The organism is Geminicoccus roseus DSM 18922 (genome assembly GCF_000427665.1).
GTDB lineage: Bacteria > Pseudomonadota > Alphaproteobacteria > Geminicoccales > Geminicoccaceae > Geminicoccus > Geminicoccus roseus.
Window position 1 is genome coordinate 5,294,779 of sequence record NZ_KE386572.1, and the last position, 19,939, is coordinate 5,314,717.

Here is a 19,939-nt window from a genome sequence, read left to right on the forward strand (position 1 = left end):
TTACTGGCAAGTTCCATGCCCCCTTTACGAAGAAGGGCCGGAGCCGCATCCCGGCGGCTCCGGCCCCTTGCTCGCCTACCTGGAACGGGCGTCCAGGCGGCAGCTTCGCCTGGCCTTCAGGAGGCCGGCCACCAGCGGTGGTAGAGCCCCCAGTCGGTGCCGCGCGCGAAGCAGTCGATCCGGCGCGGGCCCCAGTTCAGGCATTCCGGCTCCTCCAGGATGACCCCGCCCAGGTTCCGCCAGCCGCGCCAGCGCACGCCGTCCCACCAGCGCTGATACATCGCCCGGTTGGTGCCGCGCGCGAAGCAGTCGATCCGGCGCGGACCCCAGCTGGTGCAGGAGGGCTGCTCCAGGATGGTGCCGCCCAGGTTCTGCCAGCCCCGCCAGCTGCTGCCGTTCCACCAGCGCCGCCACAGGGAGCGGTTGGTGCCGCGGCCGAAGCAGTCGATCCGGTTGCGGGCCCGGCTCACGCATTCCGGCACATGGGTCAGCACACCGCCCAGCCGCTCCCAGCCGCGCCAGGCGCTGCCGTTCCACCAGCGATGCCAAAGCGCCCGGTCCGGGCCGCGCGCGAAGCAGTCGATCCGGTTGGAGGCCCAGGTGACGCAGGACGGCTGCTCCAGGATGATGCCGCCCAGGCTCTGCCAGCCGCGCCAGGCACTGCCGTTCCACCAGCGGTGCCACATGGCGCGGTCGGTGCCGCGGCCAAAGCAGTCGATCCGGTTGCGGGCCCGGCTCACGCATTCGAGCTTTTCCAGGAGGATGCCGCCCAGGCTTTCCCAGCCACGCCAGGCGCCGCCATCCCACCAGCGGTGCCACATGGCGCGGTCCAGGCCGCGGGCGAAGCAGTCGATCCGGTTCGGCCCCCAGGCCACGCAGGACGGGGCGTCCAGGATGATGCCGCCCAGGCTCTCCCAGCCGCCCCAGGCGCTGCCGTTCCACCAGCGGTGCCACATCGCGCGATCGGTGCCGCGGGCGAAGCAGTCGATCCGGTTGGCGCCCCAGCTGACGCATTCCGGCTCTTCCAGGATGATGCCGCCGAGGCCCTCCCAGCCGCCCCATTGGGCGCGGGCGGGCGACGGCGCCAGCGTGGCCGCCCCCAGCACGGCCAGGGCGGCCACGCTCCAGGCCACGGCCCGGGAAACGATGCGGGCGCGCAGGCGCGCGCCGATGGTTCGACCGGTCATCGCTGTTGCCCTTCCTCGTGCGGACTGCACGCAGGCCGGCGCCCTCCCGGCAGCCAGCGGCACGGACGAGGCCGGGCCGCCGGGCACGGGCTCGCCCCCGCCCGGCAAAGACCAGCGCAGGTCACGAGACACTGCCCGAATCTATCCAGACGCCCCTTGCGGTCGCCCATGACGGCGCGGCAGCCCAGCCCCGCCGTCTCCGAAGAGCCAGGAGCACATCGACCTGTCGGGCAACGATACTATTGCGAGCAGATCGGCGCCACGTCCTGCCAGGATTTGCAATTCATACAAAGACCGGATCATTTCATACAGCGACAATAAATGCCCAAAGTATTCGATCGGAAAACAGTCCATGGCGTACCGCAAGTCGCCTCGCGCCGGACAGGCGGCCGTCCGGCAGCGCCCGCTCAACTCGAACTTGGTGCATGCTCGCGCCAGCGATGCGCCAGCTCCGCGTCGATGTCGAACAGGTCGAGGACGCGGCCGACCGTATGGTCGACCATCTCGTCGATGCTCTTCGGCCGGGCATAGAAGGCCGGGACCGGCGGGGCGACGATGGCGCCCATCTCGGTGACGGCGACCAGGTTGCGGCAGTGGCCCAGATGCAGCGGGGTCTCGCGCGGCAGGAGCACTAGGCGGCGGCGCTCCTTGAGCACCACGTCGGCGGCCCGGGTCAGCAAATTGTCGGTGAGGCCGGTGGCGATTGCGGCCAGGGTCTTCATCGAGCAGGGGGCGATCACCATGCCGAGCGTGCGGTAGCTGCCCGACGCCACGCAGGCGCCGACATCGGCCAAGGGATGGACCCGATCGGCCAGGGCCTCGACCTCGTCCACCGAGCGGTCCAGCTCGTAGGCGATGGTCAGCCGGGCGGCCCGGGTCAGGATCAGGTGGGTCTCCAGGTCCTGGTCCTTCAGCGCCTCCAGGAGGCGCACGCCGTAGACGACGCCGGACGCCCCGGTGATGCCGACGATCAGCCGGCGGCGCTTAGTCATGACGGGGCGCTTTCCAGGGGCAGGAGACGGAAGGGGGGCACTCAGACGGGCTCGCCGGCCTGCCCGGCGCAGGCGACGCACAGGCCGGCCAGCTCCACGGTGCGGCTCTCCACGGTGAAGCCGCGGTCCCGGGCGATCGCGGCCAGCGCCTGGTCCAGGGCGTCGGCCTCCAGCTCGGCGACCTGGCCGCAGGCGCGGCAGAGCAAAAAGGCGCTGCTGTGCGGCTCGTCCGGGCGCGGGCAGCCGATGAAGGCGTTCAGCCGGTCGATGCGGTGCACCAGGCCCTGCCCCACCAGGAAGTCGAGCGCGCGGTAGACGGTGGGCGGCGCCACCCGGCCGCGCTCCGCCGACAGGGTCTCCAGGATGTCGTAGGCGCCGACCGGGCGGTGGCTGGCCCAGACGATCTCCAGGACGCGGCGGCGGATCTCGGTGAGCCGCCCGCCATTGCGGGAACAGACCAGGTCGGCGCGCGCCAGCGCGTCGGCGACGCAGTGCTGGTGGTCGTGATCATGGTCGTGGTCGTGGTGCGGGGTCGTGGCCATGGCATCCTGAACATAGTGTCGCCGGAGCGGGATGTCAGGCCGCACGGCGCCGGCCCGCGCGTCAGGAGCGCAGCAGGCCCTCGGCGGCAAGATAGTCGAGGATCGCTTTGGCGGCCTCCTCGGGCGGCGGCTCGACCATCAGCCGGCCCTGGCCCGCGGTGAACGAGGTGGCGGCGGCCAGGCGCGCCGAGGCGCCGCCGCGCAGCCGGCGCATCGGGCGGGCCAGCGACCGGGCCGGCTCCGCCTGCCAGGCCGGCGCCTGTTCCGGCGGAACGGCGGTGGGCTCGATCGTGACCACCGCCCGGGCGGCGCGGGCATAGGCCCAGCCGCCGGGCTCGGGCGCCGTGGCCGCGGCGGTCAGCACGGCCGGGGCGGGGGCCGCCAGCCGGCGGCGTCGGCCGCCCTCCAGGGCCTGGACCAGGGTGACCCGCTCCGCCAGGGCCTCGATGGCCGCGACCTCGGGGACGCAGGCGCCGCCCAGCGCCTGCGCCAGGAGATAGGGCAGCATTCCGCTGGCCGGGCCGCGCTCGGCGCGGGCACCGGCCAGCACCAGGGCCGGGCGGCGCGCCCCCAGCCAGCCGGCCAGGGCCGGCGCGGGATCGGCCTCCTCCGGCAGGTCCAGGCGGACCAGGTCCAGCGGGCCGAATCCGGCATAGGGGCGCAGCGCGTCGTCGGACGGGCCGGCATGGAGGCCGATTAGATCATGGCCGGCTGCCTGGAGGGTGCGGGCCAGCTGCAGCGCCCGGGCATCGCCATCGGCCGGGCGCGGGCGGCCAGTGGCGGGGTGGCGGCCGGCGGACAGGAGGACCACGATCTCAGCCATGGCGGCGCTCGCGCAGAAGGGCCGCCAGCGCCGGCATCACCGCCTGGGCGTCGGCGACGATGGCGAGGTCGGCACGCTCGATCATCTTGGCGTGCAGGTCGGTGTTGACCGCGACGACGCGCTGGCAGTGCTCAATGCCCTGCAGGTGCTGGGGCGCCCCGCTGATGCCAAACGCCAGATAGGCCTTGGGTGCGACCAGGGTGCCGGATGCGCCGACCTGGCGGTCGCGCGGCAGGAGGCCCCGGTCGCAGACCTGGCGCGAGCCGCCGACCGTGCCGTTGAGCTGCCGGGCCAGATCGTGGAAGCAGAGCCAGTCGCGCACCCCATCGCCGGCGCTGACCACGAGATCGGCCTCGGACAGGGGTGCGCCGGTCAGGTCGACCGGGATCTCGCCCAAATCCTCGATGCCGCCGGCAGGCGCCGGGGGGAGGTCGACCTGGACCGGGCGGGCCTCGCGCAGGGTGGCGTCCGGCCGGTCGGCCAGCAGGATGTCGTGCAGGGTCAGGATCGGCGCCAGCGGGCCGACCAGGTCGATGCCGCCGCCCCGGGCGCGCAGGCCGCTCTCGTCCAGGCGGTGCACGGCAAAGGCGGCGGCAAGGCCGCTCGCCACCGCCAGGCGGCGGGCGCGGTCGGCGCCGAGGAGCGGGTGGTCGGTGAACAGGACGTGGCGGGGGGCAAGGCGCTCGATCACCGCCGAGATCGCGGCGGTGGCGGCATCGGGGTTCCAGGCCGGGTCCAGCTCCAGGGCGGCATGGCGGTCGACGCCCTGGCGGGCCAGGTCGTGGCGGCCGTGCAGGGTCAGCGCCAGGACCGCACCGTCCAGCCGGTCGGCCAGGTCGCGGGCGGCGGCGAGCAGGCCGAGGTCGGCTGGCTCCAGCCGCCCGCCTGGCAGGTCCAGCACCGCCAGCACCAGGCAGGACGGCGCTGAAACGACCAGCGGCTGCTCCGCGGCAGCGGCCGGCGCCGGGGCGATGCCGTGGAGATGGACCAGCTCGCCGCCATGCGGGTCCAGGCGCAGCCGGCCGGAGGGGCCGGGCATGGCGTGGGCACGCGGGGCGTGCGGGTCCTTGCGCGGGCGCACCGGCCCCGGCGGCAGGCGGCGCTTGCGGCCGGACGGGCCCAGAACAGTGCGGGCGCGCTCGGCATGGGGATCGCGGCGCGGGCGGGTGGTCATGCCGCCTGCTCCAGGGCGGGGGCGGCGACGCGGGCCAGGACCAGCTCGGCGATCTCGGCGACTTCGGGGCGCTCGCCGGTGACGCCGTCCAGCATCACCGCGCAGGTCGGGCAGGCGACCACCACCGTGGCGGCGGCGACTTCCCTGGCATCGTCCATGCGCATGTCGGGGATGCGCCGGCGGCCCTGGATGTCGGTGAGCGGCGCGCCGCCGCCGCCGCCGCAGCAGCGCGAGGTGCGGGCATGGCGCTCCATCTCGACCCGCTGGATGCCCATCAGGTCGAGCAGGCGGCGGGGTGCTTCGAACTCGCCATTCCAGCGGCCGAGATAGCAGGGGTCGTGATAGGTGAGCGGGCCGCCAGCGGGTCCTGCCGCGGGCCGCAGCCGGCCCTGCTCGGCCAGCTCCAGCAGCAGGGCGGTGTGGTGGACGACGGTGTAGTGGCCGCCAAGCGCCGGGTAGTCGTTGCGCAGGGAGTTCAGGACATGCGGGTCGGTGGTGACGATCCGCCCGAAGCGGTAGCGGGCAAGGGTCGCGATGTTGGCTCGTGCCAGGCGCTGGAACTGGGCCTCGTCCCCTAGGCGCCTTGCCAAGTCGCCGGTGTCCAGCTCCTCCTCGCCCAGCACCGCCAGGTCCAGGCCGGCATGGCGGGCCAGCTGGACGAAGGCGCGGATGGCGCGCTGGCCGCGCGGGTCGAAGGCGCCGTCGCCCAGCCAGAGCAGGAGGTCGGTGGAGCCCACATCCTTCAGGCGCTGCAGGCCCAGGTCGGTGAAGGCGTCCATGCGCCGCTCGGGCGGGCGGCCATGGATGTTGTCGGCGGCGGCAAGCTCGGCCAGGGCATGGGGCGCCTTGCCGGGCACGGCCCCCAGTTCCAGGGCCTGGAAGCGGCGCAGGTCGACGATCGCGTCGACATGCTCGATCATCATCGGGCAGGCTTCCACGCAGGCGCGGCAGGTGGTGCAGGCCCACAAGGCCTCAGGGGGGATCAGCCCTTCCGTGCCGACCAGCGGCAGGGCGCTTCCGCCCTCGCCTACCCGGTCCTCCATGCCCGGCCAGCGGCGGCCGGCATAGGAGCGGTCGTCGGCATGGTCGGCGGCCTGACCGATCGCGATTGCCTGGATCAGGAATTTCGGGTCGAGCGGCTGGCCGGCGGCAAAGGCCGGGCACTGCACCTCGCAGCGGCCGCAGGACACGCAGGCATCCGCCATCAGCAGGCGGTTCCAGGCAAAATCTTGAGGCGTCTCGGCGCCGAGCCTGAGTGCCTCCAGGTCGAGCGGCTCCAGGCCGACCGCCCTGCGCCCTTCGGTGAAGCGCCGCGGGCGCGGATGGGCCACCAGGTTCAGCGCACCGGCCACGGCGTGGCGCATCGGCCCGCTCGCCAGGCCGTCGGCCAGCTCGAAGGCGGACCAGGCGAGAAGGGCGGCGAACGCCAGGGTGAGCGGATGGGCCAGGCCCGGATCGTCCAGGAGACCCGCCGCCGGCAGGGTGAACCAGGCCAGCGCCAGGGCGAAGCCGCCGATCGCCCAGCCAAAGCGGTTCCAGCGCCCGCCGGACAGGCGCGGCGGCCGCTCGCTGCGCCGGCGCAGGACCATTTCCACGCCCACCAGGGTGATGAGGCAGGCGGCCAAAAGCGGCCAGGCGGTCCAGGGACCGCCCAGATGGACGACATGGACCAGGAGCAGCAGCAGCAAGGCCGCCACCAGGCCGCCGGCCGCCAGGATGTGCATGGTCGAGGCGTAGCGGTCGCGGGCGACCACGTGGTGGACGTCGACCAGGTAGCGGCGCGGCAGGGCCAGCAGGCCGGACCACCAGTCGACCCTGGCCGGGCGTCCGGCCAGCCAGCCGGCGGCCCGGCCCAGCAGGCCGATCGCCGCCCACAGAACGGCACCCAGCAGCACAACCGGGACGATCAGCGCCGAGCCCATCAGAAGGTCATGCAGAGGCGGAGGGAATCGTAGAGGGCGGCGTGGATGTTGCGGCAGGCGACCGCGTCGCCGACCCGGAACAGCATGAAGCTGCCGTCGGGGTTGTTGACGATCTCCTGGGGCTGGCGGTCGCGCAGCCGGCGGACATCGACCTCGCCCAAATTGCGGCTGAACGGTTTCAGACTGAAGTAGATCTCGTCGTTCGGCAGGGTGCCGTGCTCGATCACCACCTGGTCGACGACCCGCTCCTCCTCGGCGTCGGTGTACTCGTTGACCAGCACGGCGATCAGCTTGTTGCCCTCGGGATAGACCTCGGTGAGCCGGGTGTCCGGGGTGATCACCGAGCCGGACTGGTAGAGGTCGCGCAGGTAGTGGGGGAAGTTGGTCATGCCGACCTCCACCAGCAGCTTGCGCTCGGGCGTCACCACCTCGACCTTGCTGCCGCGCTTGGCCATGAAGGTCGCGACCGAGGGGCCGTGATGGTCGGCATGGTCGTCGAACAGCAGGACGTTCTCGCCGGGCGCCACGGCGCCGTTCAGGATGTCCCAGGTGCTGACCACGTGGCCGGGTGCGGCCTTGACCTCGTTCAGGTTCGGGTGGCCGCCGGTGGCGACGATCACGATGTCGGGGTCAAGATCCCGGACCGCCTCGGCGCTGGCCTCGGTGGAGAGGCGGAGCTCGACGTTTAGCCGGCGCAGCTGGCCCTGCAGCCAGCGGGTGATCCCGTTCAGGCCCTCCCGCCAGTCGGCCTTGCCGGCAAGGGCGATCTGGCCGCCCAGCGCCGGGGCCTTCTCGAACAGGACGACGCGGTGGCCGCGCTCGGCGGAGACCCTTGCGGCCTCCATGCCGGCCGGGCCGCCGCCCACCACCACCACGGTCCTGCCGCCCTGCCCCTTGGGCACGATGTGCGGCAGGGTCGCCTCGCGGCCGGTGGCGGGGTTCTGGATGCAGATCGCGTCGCCGCCGGTATAGATCCGGTCGATGCAGTAGCCGGCACCGATGCACTGGCGGATGTCGTCGGGCCGGCCTTCCCGCAGCTTGTTGACGATGTGCGGGTCGGCGATGTGGGCGCGGGTCATGGCGACCATGTCGACATGGCCTTCCTCGATCGCCCGGGCCGCGGTGTTGACGTCGGGGATGCGGCCGGCATGGAACACCGGCACGGTGCCGATCTCGCGCTTGATCAGGCTGGCCAGCGCCAGGTAGGGCGCCACCGGCATCGACATGTTGGGGATCAGGTTGGCGAGGCCGCGCTCGGTGTAGACGTGGCTGCAGTTGACGTTGAGATAGTCGATGTGGCCGTCGCCCACATGCAGGCGGGCCAGGCGGATCGCCTCCTCGGGCGTGATGCCGTCGTCCAGGAGCTCGTCGCCGGACATGCGGATGCCGAACACCATGTCGTCGCCGATGGCCCGGCGCACCCCCTCGAACAGCTCGCGGGTGAAGCGGCTGCGGTTCTCGGTGGAGCCGCCATAGGCGTCGGTGCGGCGGTTGACGTGCGGCGACCAGAACTGGCCGGGCAAATGGCTGTCGACCAGCACCTCGACCCCGTCGAAGCCGCCCTCCTTCAGGCGCAGCGCCGCGGCGGCATAGTCCTTCTGGATCCGCCGGATGTCCCAGTCCTCCATCTCCTTGGGAAAGGAGCGATGCGAGGGCTCGCGGACCGGCGAGCTGGAGACCGTGGCCATCCAGTTCTCGGCATCCCAGCGGGTGCGGCGGCCCATATGGGTGATCTGGCAGAAGATCTTCGCGCCGTGCCTGTGCACCCGGGCGCTGAACTCCTGCAGGTAGGGGATCACCTTGTCGTCGCTGATGTCCAGCTGGTTCCACAACGCCGCCGGGCTGTCCGGGGCCACCGAGGAGGAGCCGCCGACCGAGGTCAGGCCGATGCCGCCCTTGGCCTTTTCCTCGTGGTAGAGCTGGTAGCGCTGCTGCGGCATCCCGTCCTTGCCGTAGGACGGCGCGTGGGAGGTGCTCATCACCCGGTTGCGGATGGTGCAGTTGCGGATGGTCAAGGGCTGGAACAGCGCGTCGGTCGACGCCATCGCGAAAGGTCCCCTTCGGGCGCGGCTCCCAGATGGAACGGCGCGCGTCGGATGCGATGGTGGCCAGCGGCTCCGGGGGGCGTCAAGCGCGAGAGCGACGCAAGCTGACGCTGAAGAAAAAAACCGGCCGCCAAGCTATCGGGGGGGATTAAGCGCCTAGCGGCCGGACCTCTAAAATCTGTGCGAGGGAGGCACGAGGGAGATGCTAGCTCCCTGGTGCTGCAGCAGATGTGACATTCATCACATTGGCATCGGGGGCGCCAGAACCGAGAGCTGCGTCCAGAAAGCGCACCCAGCCGGCGCCGCCCGACTTGGCGAAGCGCAGTCGGCCATAGCTGCGCCGGGCCTGGTGCCAGACACCGGGGATCCGCGGCCAGAACAGCGACAGACCGCAGCGATGCTCGTCTGGGCTGCCGACCCCATCCTTGTCGATGGCGCGGATCGAATTCTTGTACACGACTGCCTCGTCCAGCCGGTCGAGCACCCGGCCGGCCGCGCTGCGCAGCCGCCGATCATCGGACAGCCCCACGACCCGCCGGACGATGTCGCCGATATCGACCAGGTCGCCGTTGCGAAAGCAGCGGGCCATCATCCGCTCGGTGTCGAGCGGCTGCGCCAGGCCTGGCAGGAGCGGCACCAGCGCGTCGCCCAGATGGCCGAGTGCCGCGCCCAGATCGTCGGCGCAGGCGGTATCCAGCAGCGCCAGGTCGACATCCGCCTGGCGGCGGACGGTGTGGTCGGCGACATAGCTGTCGACGATCAGCCGGCCGAGCTCCTCGGGCTGCAGGATGGCGCTCCCCAGCCGGCGCAGGACCGTGTCATAGGCCCAGCCCTCGTTGGGCACGACCTGCTGGGAGGCCACCACCCATTCCGCGAACGGCGCCGATTCGACCAGGCACTCGGCGCTGGACATCATGCAGGCATCGAAGCCCAGGATCGCCAGGCGGCGGTCGGTGTCGAGCCCGGCGATCGCCAGGGCCTTGCCCAGCTCGTCCAGATCGATCCAGCCGCCCTCGGTATCGTCGCCCAGCACCGACAGGCCGCGGCCATGCCCCCAGAGCACCAGCACCCGGCGGTCGGCGGGAAAGGCGGTGAGGCTCCATTCCAGGAAGCCGGTCAGCGTGGCGGGATCACCGGAATCGCGCGGCCCGAACGGGGCGATCTCGATCGGCGCGCGCAGCCCGTCGGCGGGCCGGGGCCCGACCAGGAACCGGCCGGACACCGAGGAGGCCGGCACATGGACCTGGCCGGCCACGTGCACCCCGGAGGAATCGCCGGCGCTCCGCATCGAATCGATGTCGCCGCCCACGTCGGACGCGAGGTCGTTGTCCGCGCCGACATAGACCGACAGCGCCCAGGGGCGGCGGTCCGGGGCGATGAGTGGCGGTCGGTCGAACCAGCTGGGCATGGGCACCTCTCCGGGGCTTGGGGATGATCGGCGGGGCGGTGAAGCGGGGCTGTCCCCGCCCAGGTCCGGCAGCTTCAGCCGGGCCGCCCGCCACGGCAGGGTCTCCTCGAACGGGAAGGGCTGCGGCGCCGGCGGCACGCCCGCTGCCAGCAGCCGGGCAAGCTCGTCCACCAGCAGCAGCGCGTCGGCTGCCTTCACCGACACCCAGTCGTCCCGGCAGACCTGCCGGACCACCGCCGCCCGCGCCTGCCCCAGAAGGCTCTCCGCGGCCTCTACCAGGCGGGCGCGGCTGCGCTCGGGAAACCAGATCCGGCGCATCGCCTCCACCAGCAGCACCGTCTCGTGGGGGGCCAGCAGGCCGCGCGCGCAGGCAGCGTCCAGGGTGGCGCGGATGTCGACCTGGGCGTCGCTGCCGGGCAGGTAGGAGGTGGCGGCCGGGCCGTGCACCACCGCGACCTCGTCGTCGGCGGCCAGCTTGCGATCGCGGAAGGCGGCATAGACCTGGCCGATCCCGACCATGCCCAGGGTGTCGAGCTCCGCGGCGCGCAGCGCGCCCATGCTGGAGGCGCCCACTACCCGGACGCCCCGGTCGATCACCGCCAGGATCTCCTGGTGCCACGGCGCCGGCACGTCGCCGAAGCGGCCGTCGACCAGGCCCAGGATGGCAACGCCTTCCTGGGCGGCACGCCACAAATCGCCCATGGCCGCCGGCGGGCGCAGCTCGATGCCCGGGTGGTGCGGCAGGACATGGCCGTGGAGGGTCGGGCCGATGAACAGGGCGGCGCGGTTCAGTGGACCGGCTCCTGCAGGGCCGGGGCAGCCAGCTTGACCACCGCCAGCGGTGCCGGGCCACAAGGCAGGTCGACGGCGCGGAACGGCCCCTTGCCCGCGCGCAGCAGCGCCGAAAGGATCTTGTGCACATCCTCCTGGATGGTGACGCCGGGCGCCAGGCGGCCGGGCCCGGGCAGGCCCTCCATCCGCCCGCCGCCCTGCAGGGCGGCGCGCTGGCGCTCGACCCGCTCGGACGAAAGCGCCTGGAAGCGGTCCCAGCCGGTATCGTCGCGGGCGCCGGCGATATGGGTGAGCCTGGCCTGCAGCGCCTCGGTGACCGCGCGCAGCCACGCGATCACCGGGTCGGGATGGCAGCCCGAGCCGTGCGCCCAGCCGCGGCCGTCATCGCCCACCGCCTGATCGTCCATGACATGGCAAAGGAAGACCGGCAGCTCGACGCAGGCCGGCAGCCGCCAGACCGCGTGCAGGACGCCGGCATCGTCCAGCTGGCGGAGCAGCCGGCGCACCAGCGGATCCTCGATCCCGCCCGGGTCGATCCTGGGCAGCCCGCCGGCGAACCTGGCGGTCGGCACCGCCCTGGCCAGCGCGTCGCGCTCGACCAGCTCGCACAGGCCATGCAGGATCGCCTCGTCGCGGCAGTTGCCGCCGGAAAGCCCGTTGGAGCTGGCGCGCGGGCGCGGCCTCGTGGCGGTGCGGGCGTCCAGCGACACCTCCGCCCAGGGCAGCGTGGCGGCCTGGCCGGTATCGAGGTCGCTCGCCTCCACCAGCGGCTCGCCGCCGCGCCGAAGGCCGGCCGGCTCGACCCGCTCGGCGCTCCATAGCTCGATCGCCTCGACGATCGCCGAGACCCGGGCCTGGATCGGGTCGATCCCCTTGCCCTGGGACACGGAAAGCGAGCGCGTGCGCGGGCGGACGGCCGCCCATACCGGCACGCCGACCCGGTCCAGCCCGGTCAGGTCGGCGAGCCGGGTGATCCCGTAGAACGGCAGCAGCGGCTCCAGGTCGGCCAGGGTCGCTTCGGGCAGGCGGATCCGGTGGCTGCCGGTCCACCAGCGCTTGGCCGTGGGCGCCGTCTGGGCGGGATCGGTCCGGGTGCCGTGATCAGTCGTCACCGAACCGGCCGGGCGCGAACTTGTCCTTGCCGCCCCGGTCGCTCGTGGGGTCGGGGACGATCGAATCGATCTTGAACTTGTCCTTGCCGCCGCGCGGGCTGTTCGGATCGGCCTCGAACTCCATGCCGTCTTCGCTGAGGATCGCGTTCTTCAGGCGATGGATCGGGGCGGCGGCGTTCAGGGCGTCGATGGCCCGGTCGCCCATCGGCGAGCCGCGCTGCTGGTCATCCGGCAGGCGGAAGTTCCTCAGATCATCAAGAGGAATGAAATAAGTCACATCCTGCTCGTCGCGGATCAGGACGCCCGGCCTCTTCCCGGAAGCTGGCGTGGCCGTGGTCGTCATCTTGTCGCCTCCATAATCAATGGTTCATGCAAACGATTGCGAATATGTCGTGACGGTCCATGCATTCAGCCTACGCTTGGTCTTGGGCTGGATCTGTGATTTTTCTCACGTCGTGGGTGCGGTAGGTTCTGGCCCGCGCTTTCCGAACGCCCTCAGAGAAAAACGTACAAATCCGTGCCTCAACGTTCCGCACCGCCATCGACCGACGTTGCCGACTTGTCGGCCCGCCGGGAAGCTATTCTGCTTCATGCGGATGTAGAAAACTACACCGGGCGCATGGGTCGCGACGAGACGGGCACGTTCCGGGCGCTCAAGCGCTCGTTCGCCCTGTTCCAGGAGGCGGTCGACCGTGCGGGCGGCCGGATCGTCAACCTCGCCGCCGACAGCATCCTGGCCGAGTTCCCCGACTGCCAGCAGGCGGCATTATGCGCGATCGAGATCCAGAGCGAGCTGGCCGCCGACGACGACAAGACCCTGCGCTACCGGATCGGCCTGAACCGCGGCACCGTGCTGGTCGACGGCGACGGGATCTGGGGCGACGCGGTCAACGTCACCGCGCGGATCCAGGAGCAGGCGGCGCCGGGCGCGATCTTCGCCTCCGAGCAGTTCGTGGAGAAGCTCAGCCCGATCGACGGGCTGGAGTGCGAGGACAAGGGCGAGGTCCGGGTCAAGAACGTCTCGCGGCCGATCCGGTTGTGGCGCCTGCGCCGCCAGGACGAGCCGGCCGATGCCGGCACGGTGTTCACCCGGATCCACCTGCCGGGCATCCCCTCGATCGTGGTCCTGCCGTTCGGGCTGCGCGGCGAGCCCGGCCAGTACGCCTATCTGGCCGAGGGCATGACCGAGGACGTGATCACCGACCTGTCGCGCTTCCGCGAGCTGTTCGTGATCGGCCGGACCACCTCGTTCGCCCTGCCCAGCCGGGGCGGCAACTTCCAGCAGATCGGCCGCGCCCTGGGCGTGCGCTACATCCTGGAAGGCGTGGTGATGATCCAGGGCGACCGCTTCCGGATGAACGCCAACCTGGTGGAGGCCGATACCGGCTTCGTCGCCTGGTCCGACCGCTACCATCGCGGCTTCGCCGAACTGGCCGAGGTCCAGGACGACCTGACCCGGCAGATCGTCAGCCATCTGGTGGGCGGCCTGGTCCGCCACGAGGAGCGCAAGGCGCTTGGCCGCGGCACCAGCAACCTGGAGGCGTACCACCTGGTGCTGCGCGGCCGCTACCTGCTGAACCGCTACGACCGGGAGGCCAACCAGCAGGCCCGCGACCTGTTCCAGCAGGCGATCGACCTCGACCGCAACTTCGCCCGGGCGTGGGCGAACCTGTCGCGGGCCTACAACCATGAGTGGCGCTACCGCTGGAGCGAGACCCCGGAGCGCTCCATGGACCTGGCGCAGATCTGCGCCGAGCACGCCATCGGGCTGGATCCGAGCGATGCGCGCGCCTATGGCGAACTCGGCTGGGTGCAGCTCTACCGGGCCGACCGGGAGCGGGCGCTGGCCACCTACGAGACCGCCCTGCGCCACAACCCGAACGACAGCGAGATCCTTTCCCAGCTCGCCATCGTCCATTCCTATGCCGGGCGGCCGCGCGAGGCCGAGGCCCTGCTCGAGCGCGCCATCCAGCTGGAGCCGGACACGCCGGACATCCTGTTCTGGCGGCTCGGCGACGTGTATTTCCAGATGAGCGATTACCGGCGCGTTACCGAGGTCATCCAGAAAATGCGCGATCCCGGCGAAGGTGCACGGCTCCTGGCTTCGGCCTATGCCCATCTGGACATGATGGACGAGGCCCATCGCTGGCGCGACGAGGTGCTGCGCCGCCAGCCCGGCTTCACCGTGAGCAACTGGATGAGCACCCAGCCGGACGCCTCGGACGACGACAAGGAGCGGTTCAGTTCCGGGATGCTCAAGGCGGGCCTGCCGGCATGAGCGATCCGGACGGCCTGCAGATCGGCGGACGGCCCCGCCCGGTCATCCGGCCGCGGCCGGCCTCGGCGTGGAACGGCCAGGAGGCGATCCTGGACGTGCTGGCGCAGTGCCGCTGGTTCCGGATGCTGTCGCGGGACGAATTGCGCGAGGTGTACCGCGAGGGGGTGGTGATCAGCCTGCCCAAGGGCCGCACGGTGTTCCGCACCGGCGACACCAGCAGCGACATCTACATCCTGATCTCCGGCCGGATCGCGATCAGCACCACCGGGCTGAGCGGGCGCGAGATCGGCTTTCGCCAGTACGGCCCGGCCGACGCCTTCGGCGAGCTGGCCGCCCTGGACGGCAAGCCGCGCTCGGCCAACGCCAAGGCGATGCAGGCCTCCCAGCTCCTGCGCATTTCACCCAGCGGCTTTCGCCGGCTGCTGGCGACCTATCCGAGCGTGGCCGAGGAAGTGCTGAAGTCGCTGGCGCGGCTGGTCCGGGCCTTGAGCGACCGGATCGCCGAGAACAGCGCCCGCGCCCCGGTGCGGATCGTGGGCGGGATCGTCCAGATGGCGGCCGAGGCGGCGCCCGCCCCGGACACGATCCGGGTGCAGATCCACCCCGCCCCCACCGACGAGGAACTGGCGGCCCGCTACGACAGCCACCGCGAATCGGTGAACCGGGTGATCAACGAGCTGAAGCGGCGCGGCCTGGTCAGCCGCTCGCGCGCGGCCCTGACCGTGCTCGACCTGCCGGGGCTGCGCCGGCACCTGGCGGAGATGCGCGGCTAGCAGCTGGCCTCCGCCGGCCCGGCCGGCTAAAGACCCGCCGACAATCGACAGGACCCGGGTGGCGAAGCGCGGGCGGGGATCTTCCTCGTCCGGCGATGCCGCATGTCGCCTGCGCGACCTGCCCCGCCCGGGCCATGGTCAACCTGGACAAATCCCGATGAGCGCCCCCATCCCCGCCTCGACCCCGGACTCCCCGCGCCGCGTGCTGGCCGCCAGCCTGGCCGGGACCACGATCGAGTTCTTCGACTTCTACATCTACGCCACCGCCGCGGTGCTGGTGTTCCCGCATCTGTTCTTCCCCGCCAGCGACCCCACCAGCGCGATCCTGCAGTCGTTCGCGACCTTCTCGATCGCGTTCTTCGCCCGGCCGATCGGCGCCGCGGTGTTCGGCCATTTCGGCGACCGGATCGGGCGCAAGGCGACCCTGGTGGCGGCCCTGCTCACCATGGGCGTCTCCACCGTCGTGATCGGCGTCCTGCCGACCTATGAGACGATCGGCGTGGCGGCCCCGCTGCTCCTGGCCCTGTGCCGGCTGGGCCAGGGCCTGGGGCTTGGCGGCGAATGGGGTGGTGCCGTGCTGCTCGCCACCGAGAACGCCCCGCCCGGCCGGCGCACCTGGTACGGCATGTTCCCGCAGCTGGGGGCGCCCCTCGGCTTCATCCTGTCGGCCGGGCTGTTCCTGGTCCTGACCGAGACCATGGACGACGCGGCCTTCTTCGCCTGGGGCTGGCGGGTGCCGTTCCTGCTCAGCGCCTGCCTGGTGATCGTCGGGCTCTATGTCCGGCTCAAGATCAGCGAGACCCCGGCGTTCCGCCGGGCGATCGAGAAGGAGGAGCGGGTCAGCGTGCCGGTGATGACCATCCTGCGCGAGCAGAAGGCCAACGTGGTGATCGGCACGGTGGCCGCCCTCTCCACCTTCGTGCTGTTCTACCTGATGACCGTGTTCGCGCTGAGCTGGGGCACCACGGCGCTGGGCTACAGCCGGGTGGAGTTCCTGCTCTACCAGATGACCGGCGTGGTGTTCTTCGGCCTGACCATCCCGGTCTCGGCCCTGCTCTCCGACCGCTATGGCCGCAAGCTGGTCCTGGCCCTGGTCACCGTGGCGATCGGCGTGTTCGGGCTGTTCATGGCCGGGCTGTTCCAGGCGGCCAGCCCCCTGACCGCCATGCTGTTCTGCATCCTGGGCCTTGGCCTGATGGGCTTCACCTACGGTCCCCTGGGCGCGGCGCTGTCGGACCCGTTCCCGACCGCGGTGCGCTATACCGGGGCGTCCCTGGCGTTCAACCTGGCCGGGATCTTCGGCGCCTCGCTGGCGCCCTATGTCGCGACCTGGCTGGCGAGCAGCTACGGCCTGGCGGAGGTCGGCTACTACCTGAGCGGCTCGGCGGTGCTGAGCCTGGTGGCGCTGGCCTGCATCCACGAGGAACGGCCGCTGGCGGCCACCGGCCGGAAGGCGGCGGTCCAGGCGGGCTGAGCCGGCCGCGCCCGGATGGGGTCAGGCGGCGCTGGCGGTGACGAAGCAGTTCCGGCCGGCGCGCTTGGCCGCGTAGAGCGCGCTGTCGGCGCGGGCATAGAGCTGCTCGTTGCTGTCGGTGGGTGCGACCAGCGCAATGCCGGCGCTGCCGCTGATCCGGATCACCAGCCCGTCGATCCGGTAGGGCTCGGCCAATGCGGTGAGCAGCCGGGTGATGATCCCCTCGTCGCGGCCACCCTGGAAGCCCGGGCAGAGCAGGGCGAACTCGTCGCCGCCCAGGCGGGCCACGATGTCGCTGCGCCGGACGGTGCCGCGCAGGCGGCTGGCGACCTCGACCAGCAGCCGGTCGCCGACGTCATGGCCGTGGGTGTCGTTGACCGGCTTGAAATGGTCGAGATCCACCAGGACCAAGGCGGCGGCGGCCTCCTCCACGCGCAGCCGGGCGACCGCCTCCCAGAAGGCGGTGCGGTTGAGCAGGCCGGTGAGCGGGTCGTGAAGGGCCCGGTACTCGAACTCCTGCATGGCCCGCCGGCGGTCGGTGATGTCGCCGAGCAGGCCGACCAGGCGCAGGGCGTGGCCGTCCGGCCCGCGCTCCAGGGCGCTGGCCCGGTTGTTCACCCAGAGCACCCGGCCATCCCCGCGGCAGATCCGGTACTCGATCGCGCACTCGGCCCGGCTGCCCTCGATCAGCGCCTGCATCGCGGCGTCGACCTCGGCGCGGTCCTCCTCGTGAACCAGGGCGAGCCAGCCCTTGGCCGGATCGTCCGGCGCCAGGCCGAGCAGCAGGGCGGCGCGCTCGCTGAGTTCCATGCGGCCGGTGCGGACATCCAGGTCCCAGAGCCCCTCCCGGGCGGCCTGGAGGGCGAACTGCAGCCGCCGCTCGCTCTGCCGAAGCCGGTTCTCCGATTCGCGCCGCTCGGTCACGTCGGACAGGATGCCGAACACCCGGTCGCCGCTGCGGTCGATCGCGACCGAGTGGAGCCAGATCCAGCTGCCGGCGGCGCTGCGCGCGCGGTACTCGACGTCCCAGTCGAGGCCGCCCGCCTCCACCGCCGCCCATCGCCGCTCCAGGCCCTGCCAGTCGTCGGGATGGACGCATTCCGCCCAGGAGGGCAGGACGTCCCTCGGCACATCGTCGCCATAGCCCATGATCCGCAGCGCCCGCGCATCCAGCCGGTTCTCGCCGGTGCTGAAATCATAGTCCCAGGTGCCGACGCCGGTGGCGGCGAACGCCCGGCGCAAGCGGTTCTCGACGGCCAGGCGCTCCTCGCGCTGCTGGACCTCCTCGGTGATGTCGCGCCCGACGCCGTGATACTCCACGACCCGGCCGTCAGCGTCGAACAGGCCGTGATCGGTCCATTCCTGCCAGACGACGCTGCCGTCGGCGCCGAACGAGCGATGCCGGGTGACGATGCGGGGCTGCTCGGGCGTGATCCGGGCGAGGTTGCGGCGGATGGCGTCCCGGTCGGCGGGCGGCAACAGGTCGAGGAAGCTGGAGCCGACCACATGGCGGCCATGGATCCGGGCATAGGCGTGGTCGATCCAGAGCAGCCGCAGATCGCGGTCGTAGCGGCAGGTGATCTGCCGCCTGAGATCGGCGATCGCCCAGACCGGATCAGCAGGATCGACCCGGTTCATCCCATGCCTGTCCAACGCTTCAAGGCGCGGCATCCAACTGGCGATCCGTCGACGGATCGGTGGTGGCGCGGCAGACTAGGGCGAGTGGCAGGCGACAATCAAGAAGCAAACGCGCGACGTCTGTTACGGGCCATGAATCTCCCAAAGTGCAAACGATCTCATCCTTCAAAAAAAATCAGTATATATCCATCTTTGGCTCCCGCTTACCGGGAATGCGGCGTGACGAAGCAAACAGAAGCATGGAGTTCGTCCAGGCTAGTCGTGCGCGATCATGATGTGGCGCGGGATGGTATAGTCCTCGAGCGCATAGCCGGAGAGATCCTTGCCGTAGCCGGACCGCTTGAACCCGCCATGCGGCATCTCCGAGCAGAGCATGAAATGGGTGTTGATCCAGGTGCAGCCATACTGCAGCCGGCTGGCCACCTGCATCGCCCGGCCGACATCCCGGGTCCACACCGAGGAGGCCAGGCCGTACTCGCTGTCGTTGGCCCAGGTGACCGCCTCCTCCACGTCCTGGAACCGGGTCACCGACACCACCGGGCCGAACAGCTCCTCGCGGACGATCTCGTCGCCCTGCCGCGCGCCGGCGATCACGGTCGGCTCGAAGAAATAGCCGGTGCCGCCACCCGGCCCGCCGCCGGCCACCGCCTCCATGTGGCCGCTCTCCAGCGCCCGGCCGACATAGCCGGCGACCCGGTCGCGGTGCTGCGCGGAGACCAGCGGGCCGATCTCGGCGGCAGGATCGTCGCGGTCGCCATAGGAAATCGAGGAGGCCGCCCCGGCCAGGTCGGCCACCAGCCGGTCGTGGATCTTCGGCCCAGCATAGATCCGGCAGGCGGCGGTGCAGTCCTGGCCGGCATTGTAGAAGCCGAACATCTTCAGGCCGTTCACCACCGCGTCCAAGTCGGCATCGTCGAACACGATCACCGGCGCCTTGCCGCCCAGTTCCAGATGGGTGCGCTTCATCGACTTCGACGCGGCTTCCAGCACCTTGGCGCCGGTCGCGATCGAGCCGGTCAGCGCGATCATCCGCACGCCCGGATGGTCGATCAGGGCGGCGCCGGTGGAGGCTCCACGGCCATGGACGATGTTGACGACGCCCGGCGGGAAGATTTCCGCCAGCACCTCGCCCAGCGCCAGGGTGGTGAGCGGGGTCATCTCCGAGGGCTTCAGCACCACGCAGTTGCCGGCCGCCAGCGCCGGGGCGAGCTTCCACGCCGCCATCATCAGGGGATAGTTCCAGGGTGCGATCGAGCCCACCACCCCAACGGGGTCACGGCGCACCATGCTGGTGAAGCCCTTCAGATACTCGCCGGCGGCCGGCGCTCCCTGGTGGCGGACGGCGCCGGCGAAGAAGCGGTAGCAGTCGGCGATGGCCGGGATCTCGTCCTCCTGGACCCGGGCCAGGGGCTTGCCGCAGTCCTGCGATTCCAGCCGGGCGAGATGGTCGGCCTTGGCCTCGATCGCGTCGGCCAGGCGCAGCAGCAGGGCGGAGCGCTCGGCGGGCGTGGTCCGCGACCAGTCGGCAAACGCACGGGCCGCCGCGCCCACCGCGGCATCGACCTGGGCCGGGCTGGCTTCGGCGACCTCGACCAGGACCTGGCCGGTCTGCGGGTCGAACACCGGGACAGGGTCCCTCTCGCCGCTCACGAACGCGCCGTCGATCAGCATGGAGAGATGCATCGTCGCCTCCTCGGTCCGGGGTCGATGGCCGCGCGTCCAGGGCGTTCAGATCCAGCCGCGCCTGCCTGCGGCGTCGAGCGTAGCGGAACCGCCGGG

15 protein-coding genes are annotated in these 19,939 nt (G+C 71.5%); 3 read left to right on the top strand and 12 right to left on the bottom strand.

Annotated elements, in window-relative coordinates:
• Nucleotides 1-116 precede the first annotated feature (116 nt).
• The 10 genes from GEMRO_RS31985 to GEMRO_RS34510 form a co-directional block, all read right to left on the bottom strand.
• Nucleotides 117-1,187, bottom strand: a complete 1,071-nt coding sequence (locus GEMRO_RS31985) for a hypothetical protein (protein ID WP_205625095.1) — start codon at nt 1,185-1,187, stop codon at nt 117-119.
• 407 nt (nt 1,188-1,594) lie between these two features.
• On the bottom strand, nt 1,595-2,179 hold the full coding sequence (locus GEMRO_RS31990; protein ID WP_035486040.1) for a UbiX family flavin prenyltransferase: 585 nt from the start codon (nt 2,177-2,179) through the stop codon (nt 1,595-1,597).
• A 41-nt stretch (nt 2,180-2,220) separates the two neighbouring features.
• On the bottom strand, nt 2,221-2,721 hold the full coding sequence (locus GEMRO_RS0125875) for a Fur family transcriptional regulator (protein ID WP_027136320.1): 501 nt from the start codon (nt 2,719-2,721) through the stop codon (nt 2,221-2,223).
• Between the two features lie 61 nt (nt 2,722-2,782).
• On the bottom strand, nt 2,783-3,544 hold the full coding sequence (locus GEMRO_RS0125880; RefSeq protein WP_027136321.1) for an adenine nucleotide alpha hydrolase family protein: 762 nt from the start codon (nt 3,542-3,544) through the stop codon (nt 2,783-2,785).
• On the bottom strand, nt 3,537-4,718 hold the full coding sequence (locus GEMRO_RS0125885) for an electron transfer flavoprotein subunit alpha/FixB family protein (protein WP_027136322.1): 1,182 nt from the start codon (nt 4,716-4,718) through the stop codon (nt 3,537-3,539). Before GEMRO_RS0125885 ends, GEMRO_RS0125880 begins: the two co-directional genes overlap by 8 nt.
• The gene (locus tag GEMRO_RS0125890; RefSeq protein ID WP_035486045.1) at nt 4,715-6,640 is read right to left on the bottom strand and encodes a DUF3483 domain-containing protein; all 1,926 of its coding nucleotides are present in this window, start codon (nt 6,638-6,640) and stop codon (nt 4,715-4,717) included. Before GEMRO_RS0125890 ends, GEMRO_RS0125885 begins: the two co-directional genes overlap by 4 nt.
• The gene (locus GEMRO_RS0125895; RefSeq protein ID WP_027136324.1) at nt 6,640-8,685 is read right to left on the bottom strand and encodes an NADH:flavin oxidoreductase; all 2,046 of its coding nucleotides are present in this window, start codon (nt 8,683-8,685) and stop codon (nt 6,640-6,642) included. Before GEMRO_RS0125895 ends, GEMRO_RS0125890 begins: the two co-directional genes overlap by 1 nt.
• A 205-nt stretch (nt 8,686-8,890) precedes the next feature.
• Entirely contained in the window at nt 8,891-10,795 is a 1,905-nt protein-coding gene (locus GEMRO_RS33105; protein WP_157505752.1) for a TfuA-like protein, read from the bottom strand.
• Nucleotides 10,796-10,881: 86 nt separating this feature from the next.
• Nucleotides 10,882-11,997 (bottom strand): YcaO-like family protein, encoded by a 1,116-nt coding sequence (locus GEMRO_RS32000; RefSeq protein ID WP_051329495.1) that lies wholly within the window; start codon nt 11,995-11,997, stop codon nt 10,882-10,884.
• Entirely contained in the window at nt 11,987-12,340 is a 354-nt protein-coding gene (locus GEMRO_RS34510) for a hypothetical protein (RefSeq protein ID WP_027136325.1), read from the bottom strand. The genes GEMRO_RS32000 and GEMRO_RS34510 overlap by 11 nt, the downstream gene beginning before the upstream one ends.
• A 276-nt stretch (nt 12,341-12,616) precedes the next feature.
• Between GEMRO_RS34510 and GEMRO_RS0125915 the strand changes: the two genes are divergently transcribed.
• From GEMRO_RS0125915 to GEMRO_RS32010, 3 genes are all read left to right on the top strand, one after another.
• Complete coding sequence (locus tag GEMRO_RS0125915) at nt 12,617-14,275, top strand: adenylate/guanylate cyclase domain-containing protein (RefSeq protein WP_027136326.1); 1,659 nt, start codon at nt 12,617-12,619, stop codon at nt 14,273-14,275.
• Complete coding sequence (locus GEMRO_RS33110; RefSeq protein WP_051329496.1) at nt 14,272-15,048, top strand: Crp/Fnr family transcriptional regulator; 777 nt, start codon at nt 14,272-14,274, stop codon at nt 15,046-15,048. The genes GEMRO_RS0125915 and GEMRO_RS33110 overlap by 4 nt, the downstream gene beginning before the upstream one ends.
• 157 nt (nt 15,049-15,205) lie before the next feature.
• Nucleotides 15,206-16,522: an MFS transporter gene (locus GEMRO_RS32010; protein ID WP_051329497.1), complete on the top strand. Its 1,317-nt coding sequence runs from the start codon at nt 15,206-15,208 to the stop codon at nt 16,520-16,522.
• A 21-nt stretch (nt 16,523-16,543) separates the two neighbouring features.
• Here the strand turns inward: GEMRO_RS32010 and GEMRO_RS32015 are convergent, their stop codons facing one another.
• Complete coding sequence (locus tag GEMRO_RS32015; protein ID WP_035486048.1) at nt 16,544-18,160, bottom strand: sensor domain-containing protein; 1,617 nt, start codon at nt 18,158-18,160, stop codon at nt 16,544-16,546.
• Nucleotides 18,161-18,415: 255 nt separating this feature from the next.
• Nucleotides 18,416-19,843: a gamma-aminobutyraldehyde dehydrogenase gene (locus GEMRO_RS0125935; protein WP_027136327.1), complete on the bottom strand. Its 1,428-nt coding sequence runs from the start codon at nt 19,841-19,843 to the stop codon at nt 18,416-18,418.
• Nucleotides 19,844-19,939 lie beyond the last annotated feature (96 nt).